The 7,316-nt window shown below is 43.2% G+C and carries 7 protein-coding genes, 2 tRNA genes and 1 rRNA gene; 1 reads left to right on the forward strand and 9 read right to left on the reverse strand.

What is annotated here, in order from left to right:
- Window positions 1–136: 136 nt before the first annotated feature.
- Together WB217_RS09720 and moaC are read right to left on the reverse strand one after the other, a co-directional pair.
- Window positions 137–793, reverse strand: a complete 657-nt coding sequence (locus tag WB217_RS09720; RefSeq protein ID WP_423992916.1) for a redox-sensing transcriptional repressor Rex — start codon at window positions 791–793, stop codon at window positions 137–139.
- 30 nt (window positions 794–823) lie between these two features.
- On the reverse strand, window positions 824–1,315 hold the full coding sequence (gene moaC, locus WB217_RS09725; protein WP_423992918.1) for a cyclic pyranopterin monophosphate synthase MoaC: 492 nt from the start codon (window positions 1,313–1,315) through the stop codon (window positions 824–826).
- A gap of 169 nt (window positions 1,316–1,484) precedes the next feature.
- On the opposite strand from moaC, the gene WB217_RS09730 reads away from it, so the two are divergent.
- Window positions 1,485–3,413 carry an ABC-F family ATP-binding cassette domain-containing protein gene (locus WB217_RS09730; RefSeq protein ID WP_423992920.1) on the forward strand — a complete coding sequence of 643 codons (1,929 nt, stop codon included), beginning with the start codon at window positions 1,485–1,487 and terminating at the stop codon, window positions 3,411–3,413.
- Between the two features lie 488 nt (window positions 3,414–3,901).
- On the opposite strand, the gene tsaD is transcribed toward WB217_RS09730, so the two are convergent.
- The 7 genes from tsaD to rrf form a co-directional block, all read right to left on the reverse strand.
- The gene (tsaD, locus tag WB217_RS09735; protein WP_423992922.1) at window positions 3,902–4,933 is read right to left on the reverse strand and encodes a tRNA (adenosine(37)-N6)-threonylcarbamoyltransferase complex transferase subunit TsaD; all 1,032 of its coding nucleotides are present in this window, start codon (window positions 4,931–4,933) and stop codon (window positions 3,902–3,904) included.
- Window positions 4,933–5,382, reverse strand: a complete 450-nt coding sequence (gene rimI, locus WB217_RS09740) for a ribosomal protein S18-alanine N-acetyltransferase (RefSeq protein ID WP_423992924.1) — start codon at window positions 5,380–5,382, stop codon at window positions 4,933–4,935. Before rimI ends, tsaD begins: the two co-directional genes overlap by 1 nt.
- A gap of 13 nt (window positions 5,383–5,395) precedes the next feature.
- Window positions 5,396–6,097 (reverse strand): tRNA (adenosine(37)-N6)-threonylcarbamoyltransferase complex dimerization subunit type 1 TsaB, encoded by a 702-nt coding sequence (gene tsaB, locus WB217_RS09745; RefSeq protein WP_423992926.1) that lies wholly within the window; start codon window positions 6,095–6,097, stop codon window positions 5,396–5,398.
- Complete coding sequence (gene tsaE / locus WB217_RS09750) at window positions 6,098–6,550, reverse strand: tRNA (adenosine(37)-N6)-threonylcarbamoyltransferase complex ATPase subunit type 1 TsaE (RefSeq protein WP_423992928.1); 453 nt, start codon at window positions 6,548–6,550, stop codon at window positions 6,098–6,100. It abuts the gene before it with no gap.
- A 247-nt stretch (window positions 6,551–6,797) separates the two neighbouring features.
- Window positions 6,798–6,873 (reverse strand) — tRNA-Asp (locus WB217_RS09755).
- 25 nt (window positions 6,874–6,898) lie between these two features.
- Window positions 6,899–6,972, reverse strand: a tRNA-Met gene (locus WB217_RS09760).
- 38 nt (window positions 6,973–7,010) lie between these two features.
- Window positions 7,011–7,126: ribosomal RNA gene (gene rrf, locus WB217_RS09765) — 5S ribosomal RNA — on the reverse strand.
- Window positions 7,127–7,316: the final 190 nt, after the last annotated feature.

The raw sequence follows: 7,316 nt of genomic DNA on the forward strand, positions 1-7,316 counted from the left end.
GTCTCACCTGTCCCGCTGCTCCCGCAGGAGTCTACGCGCCTTCCACTCCAATCAACAGGGTTTCAATAACTGTTGTCGAACTGAATATTTGTTGACAAACTGTTGCCTCTCCATCCGGAAGAGGCTATTTTTCATATCATTCTTCTGTTTCTGTATTAGTCGGATAATGCTTCAGAAAATAAATTAATGATTGCAGTTCTACAGACAGGTCAATATGGTGAATCCTGATAGAGTTTGGTACATTCAATCGTGCAGGCGTGAAATTGAGGATACCCCTGATATTCGCCTGGACTAATCGGTCGGTAATAGGCTGCGCTACCGCCGACGGCACGGTAAGGATGGCCACCTGTATGCCTTCCTCGACAACTTTTTTGTCCAGCTCATCCATGTGATATACAGGCACGTCACCCATAATGGTGCCTACTTTGCCCTCATCAACATCAAAGGCAATTTCGATTTTCGTATTATTGTTTTTTGAGAAATTATAATTTAAAAATGCCGTTCCAAGATTCCCGACCCCAATCAGCGCCACTTTGGTCAGCTCGTCCTGATCCAGTGTCTTTCGGAAAAATGTCAGGAGATAATTCACATTGTAGCCGTACCCCTTTTTACCTAAGGCTCCAAAGTAAGAAAAATCCCTTCTGATGGTCGCTGAATCTACTTTTACCGCTTCACTTAACTCTGCAGATGAAACTCTTTGTTTACCTGAAGAATGTAAGTTCAATAAGAAACGATAATACAGCGGCAAGCGTTTTGCGGTTGCCTGCGGAATTTTCATAGGTTCGTTCGTCATTCTCCATCCTCCACCCAATTAATATTTCTATTAAAGCTTCTCTTCTCTCTTAAAATCGCCGTTTTTCCCACCGGTTTTCTCGACTAAATACGTCTTGCCGATCACCATGCCTTTGTCTACGGCCTTACACATATCATAAACAGTCAGCGCACATGCTGAAGCTGCTGTTAACGCTTCCATTTCCACACCTGTATTTCCTTTTGTTTTTACAGATGCAGTGATATTTAAACTATAGTCATTTCCATTTTGCTCCCATTCAAAGCTAAGGTCAATGCCTGTTAATGGAAGTGGATGGCACATTGGGATAATTTCCGACGTCTTCTTGGCCGCCATGATGCCCGCTACCTGTGCAACCGCCAGCACATCCCCTTTTTTCATCTTATTTTCTGTGATTCTTCTATATATATCTTCATTCACAATTATGCTTGAATGGGCGATTGCCGTGCGCACCGTCTCAGGTTTATCGCTGACATCCACCATTTTTGCTCTGCCTTCTTCGTTAAAATGAGTAAATTCTGACATGTTCAAGCTCCCTTCAACCAAATGATACACTATTTTCACAAAGTTGTGTGTGAACTTTGTTGCTGACTTCACTAATTCCTTGTCATTCCTTGTTTTTAGTGGATCGCATATATTGCCGAGCCTATGTGAATGGGTTACACTATCTCTAAGGCAATAGAGGTGAAAAATAATGATATTATTACAAGTTAATCAGCTGACAAAATATTTCGCTGCTGATCTTATTTTATCGAATATAAAGTTTGAAATACAGACCCATGACCGAGTTGCTTTAGTCGGCCGCAACGGAGCGGGCAAATCGACCCTGCTGAAAATTATCGCAGGGCAGGAGGCGCATGACAGCGGTGAGATCATCCGCCCTAAAGGGACGACGATCGGGTACCTGGCACAGAATACAGGTCTCGAATCCGAAAAAAGCATCTGGGAAGAAATGCTTGGCGTTTTTAACCATCTGCATTCCATGGAAAAAGATCTGCGGCGGCTTGAGGAAAGAATGTCGGATTCAGACATCCTGACAAGCAAGACTGAATATGACAGAGTTCTCAAGGAATATGATCTCTTGCAGGTCCAGTTCAAGGAGAAAGGCGGTTATCAATACGAAGCAGACATCCGCTCCGTGCTCCATGGCCTGAACTTCCATTCCTTTGATTATTCCACAAAAATATCCACATTAAGCGGAGGCCAAAAAACAAGGCTTGCTTTAGCTAAGCTCCTTTTGACCCGACCGGATATTTTAATTCTGGATGAACCGACAAACCACCTTGATATCGACACTCTTTCTTGGCTGGAAAAGTACCTTCAGGGCTATGATGGCGCAATCCTTATTGTATCCCATGACCGTTACTTCCTTGATAAAGTCGTAAATCAGGTATATGAAATTTCCCGCCATCAGCTGGCAAAATTCCCGGGGAACTACAGCTCTTATTTGAACCAAAAAGCTGAAAACTACGAACGGGATATGAAGCTTTTTGAAAAACAGCAGGATGAGATTTCAAAGCTTCAGGACTTCATCCAGCGAAACCTGGCGCGTGCCTCCACTACTAAAAGGGCCCAAAGCCGCAGGAAACAGCTAGAAAAGATTGACCGGATGGACAAGCCACTTGGCGATGAGAAATCCGCTTCATTTAGCTTTCAGATTGAACGCCAGAGCGGAAACGATGTCCTAAAGGCTGATTCACTCGCTGTAGGATATAGCGATGACGCCGTTTCTGAAAATATCTCATTCAATCTATCTCGGGGCGATAGCACTGCCTTAGTTGGACCAAACGGTGTCGGCAAATCAACCTTGCTGAAGACAATCGTTGAAAAGCTTCCTTCGATCGCCGGCAGCATCCACTATGGTTCAAACGTATCGATCGGTTATTATGACCAGGAACAAGCTGAGCTAAGCTCAAATAAAAAGGTACTAAACGAGCTTTGGGACGAATATCCACTTAAGCCGGAAAAAGATATTCGTACTGTTCTGGGCAATTTCCTATTCTCCGGCGACGATGTATTGAAAATTGTCTCCACCCTAAGCGGCGGCGAAAAAGCGCGTCTTGCCCTTGCTAAGCTAATGCTGCAAAAATCAAACTTCTTAATTCTGGACGAGCCGACGAACCACTTGGATTTAGACAGCAAGGAAGTGCTTGAAAACGCACTGATCGATTACCCTGGCACAATCCTGTTCGTTTCGCACGACCGTTATTTTATCAACAGGATCGCCACAAAGGTCATTGAACTCGACCGAACTGGCGCAGCCGAATTCCTGGGTGATTATGATTATTACCTTGAGAAAAAGCTCGAACAGGAAGAGCTGAAAGCACTTGCCGAACAGTCAGCAAAAGCTTCAAGCAGTGCTGTAGATTCTTCTAAACAAGATAAAAACTCCTATCAGCAGGATAAAGAATCAAAGAAGCTAGAACGCCAGCGTAAGCGGCGTATGGAAGAAGTCGAAGCAGCGATCGAGCAGCTTGAATTGGAGGTCGCTGAATACGAAGAACTCTTATGTGATCCGGAAATCTTCCAGGACCACGAAAAAGCAGCCGATATTAACAGTAAAATAGAAACAGCCAAAGAAAAGCTCGATGTATTGATGGAAGAATGGACAGAGCTGGCATAAGAGAGTACAGATTGACAGAGAGAGAGTATGCCGGGCGGCAAATTGCTGCCCGGCTTTTTATTTGCGGTTATAAGAGCAATTCGGTGTCGCTGAAGGATCCTTTTGAGTTCGCCAATATATTTAAATTTTCGCCATTATATGAGGTGACTCAACCGATCTTTGTTGATATATAGTGGTTGCTTAACTATTTTTATATTATTATTCGCCGTTCATTACTAAGAGGCTTTTCTTGGGAGTATTGATTTACTAGATTTTTTATAAAAAAAACTCGCCAATTAATAAAAAACCTACAATAATCCACAAAAAAAGTCCCGGATGGATTCCGGGACTTTTTGTTCACAAAGTTATTCACATACCAAAGGTTGATTTATGGCTTATCCAGAGACTTTTCCACATTATCCACAGAAAAGGCTGTTTTTATCCACATTATACACAGAAACACTCGATATCCACCAAGATATCCACAAGAAAATCAGAAAATTTATTTTTTACTTCCGACTATTGTTGTGGATAGTTATCTCTAAACCGGGATTTCCATTCAGTGTTAAATCGGCACGTTCGCCTTTTTCAAACAATACACTTCCAGCAGCAGCAATCATCGCTGCATTGTCTGTACACAATGACAATGGCGGAATGACAATCTCAACATCAAGTTCAGCAAAAGCTTTAGAAAGAGCCTCTCTCAGCCCTTTGTTTGCTGCCACACCACCAGCAAGCAGCACTTGCTTAACTCCATATTGATTCACAGCTTTAAGAGTTTTAGTGACAAGAACATCAATGACGCTTTCTTGGAAGCTAGCCGCTAGCTCAGCAGGGACAATTTCTACTCCACGCTGCTGGGCGTTGTGCACGACATTGATGACAGCTGATTTCAATCCGCTGAAGCTGAAATCGTAAGAACCTTCTTCTAACCAGGCACGTGGCAAATCAATAGTAGCTTGTCCTTCCTGTGCCAGCCTGTCGATATGAGGTCCCCCCGGATATGGAAGATTCAATGTCCGTGCGACCTTGTCATAAGCTTCCCCTGCTGCGTCATCCCGTGTCTCACCAATAACATCGAAATGGCCATGCTCTTTCATGTATACCAGCTCGGTATGTCCGCCAGATACTACAAGAGAAATCAACGGAAACTTCATCTCCGTTACAAGGCGGTTCGCATAGATATGCCCGGCAATATGATGTACCCCTATCAACGGGATATCATTCGCGAACGCTAGGGCTTTCGCAGCATTCACTCCGATTAACAAGGCACCAACTAGTCCAGGTCCTTCTGTCACCGCAATGGCATCCAAATCCTTTAATTCAATGTTAGCTTGCGCTAAGGCCTCTTCCAATACAATCGTAATCTGTTCAACGTGATGGCGCGAAGCAATCTCAGGAACGACCCCGCCGAATCTCTTATGGCTCTCTATTTGTGAAGCCACCACATTCGACAGGATTTCCCTGCCATTTTTAACTATAGAAACGGCTGTTTCATCACAGCTTGTTTCAATTCCCATTATTAATAGATCTTTTCCCATTATAAATTCACCCACATTACTAAAGCATCTTCCATATTGTCTGTATAATATTGCTTTCTTAAAGCACCTTCTTCAAATCCAAACTTACGGTATAGATTCTGTGCTCTTTCATTGCTCACTCTGACCTCTAAAGTGATCCTTATAGCTCCGACTTCGCGCGCAATCTCCACAATCCTGCCCATAAGCGCCTCGCCAAGCTTCAATCCTCGGTAATCCGGCAAGAGTGCTATGTTTGTGATATGTGCTTCATCTACAATGATCCACACGCCACAATAGCCAACTACCTTATCGTCAACCTCTGCAACTAGATAGTGGGCAAATTGATTCTTCGTCAATTCATTGTAAAAAGCTTCCCTGCTCCATGGCGTGGCAAAAGAATTAACCTCTACCTCTATTACATCATCAAGATCCTCAATAGTCATCTTACGGAAAGTAATCGTATTATTCATTGCATCTTCCCACTTATTTATTATTCTCTTGTGATTTCAGCCAATTAGCTTCTGCTTCTGCCATGCGAATATAGTTAGGGACAAATGAATGAAGATCAACACTCTCTTTATCCCTTCCTAATAACGCTAGTTCTGCTGGCCGCGGATTCAGCTCAGTGATTGCTGCAAAAACTGCCTTGTCACCAAGCTCAGCTTTAATCACATTTTCATGTAAATGCAAATCGTTACTTGTAAACAAAATCCTGCTGTCCATTTCATTAAGCGTTCGGACCCAATCAGCTGACATCACTAGCTGGTCCTCTTTTGCCGTTTGGATAACCTGATCATTATACTTATATAAACCTGTATAAATCTGACCTCTCCTCGCATCAAAGAAAGGTGAGACATATCCATCAAAATATCGTCCTGCCGAAGCAGCAGCTACCTCAAGGCTTGAAACGCCTGACATAGGAATATTCAACGTCCATGCAAGCGTCTTGGCAATCGTCACTCCTATGCGCACCCCTGTATAGGAACCAGGGCCCTCTGCAACAACAATCTTAGATAAATCTCCTGGCTTAATGCTGCATTCATTCATCAATGTCTGGATTGCAGGCATCACCCTAACAGAATGGTTCTTCTTAATATTTGAAATGTACTCGCCCATTACAGTTTCCCCATCCAAGAGGCCAATCCCAAGAACATAATTGGACGTATCAATCGATAATACCTTCATTTAAAAAATCTCCTTACACAATTCTTCATACCGCTCGCCCTTCGGCTCAGCAACTATTCTCCTGGCACCATTTTCGTCCAAGTAGAGCTGGATCAGCAGCAGCTCTTCAGGCAGCTGAGCCTCAATCAAATGAGCCCATTCAACCACCGTCACACCATTACCTTCAAAGTATTCTTCAAAACCAAGGTCTTCAAACGCATCCTCCACCCGATACACATCCATATGATAAAGAGGGAGCCTTCCCTGATACTCTTTAATAATCGTGAAAGTCGGGCTGTTCACATTCCGAGTGATACCCAAACCTTCTGCAAGCCCTTTAGTAAAAGTCGTCTTGCCAGCACCTAAATCCCCTTCAAGTGCTATAACATCTCCAGCTTTAAGTACACCAGCAAGCCTTTTGGCAAACTTCTTTGTTTGCTCAGGCAGCTCCGAATTAAATTCATAAGTGGCCATATACTATCACCCTTGCTATTTTCCAATTTATATAAGTATTAACACTTCAATCTTATAGTAAGGTCTATTCTCATGTTGCGAAACAATCTCTAATAAAAAATCCTTAGGATGTCTCCTAAGGATGACTATACTATATGTAGTGTACACGATTTAAGTAGTACGGGCAAAAAAAGCAGACATTTTTCCATTTTGGGCAATAAAAAAAACGAAACAGCGTTTCGTTTTGAATTCTAGTAATCTAGGAAAATGGCGGTCCCGACCGGGATCGAACCGGCGATCTCCTGCGTGACAGGCAGGCATGTTAACCGCTACACCACGGGACCATTATGTAAAAGAAAAGATGGATTATTGCGGGGGCAGGATTTGAACCTGCGACCTTCGGGTTATGAGCCCGACGAGCTACCGGGCTGCTCCACCCCGCGTCGATAATAATAATTAATCCATGTAATTTTTTAAAACAGCCCGGCGGCGTCCTACTCTCACAGGGGGAAACCCCCAACTACCATCGGCGCTGAGAAGCTTAACTTCCGTGTTCGGTATGGGAACGGGTGTGACCTTCTCGCCATCGCCACCAGACTATTTTTTAAAGACAATAACTATTGTATCATCTTTAATTATTTTTTGCAAGAGAAAATTTTCATTCCCTCAAAACTAGATAATGTGTAAGAAGAAAAAAGAAGAACGAGTAATCTATTTTGGTTAAGTCCTCGAACGATTAGTATCAGTCAGCTCCACACGTCACCGCGCTTCCACCTCTGACCTATCA

The organism is Mesobacillus sp., assembly GCF_049588175.1.
GTDB lineage: Bacteria > Bacillota > Bacilli > Bacillales > Cytobacillaceae > Mesobacillus.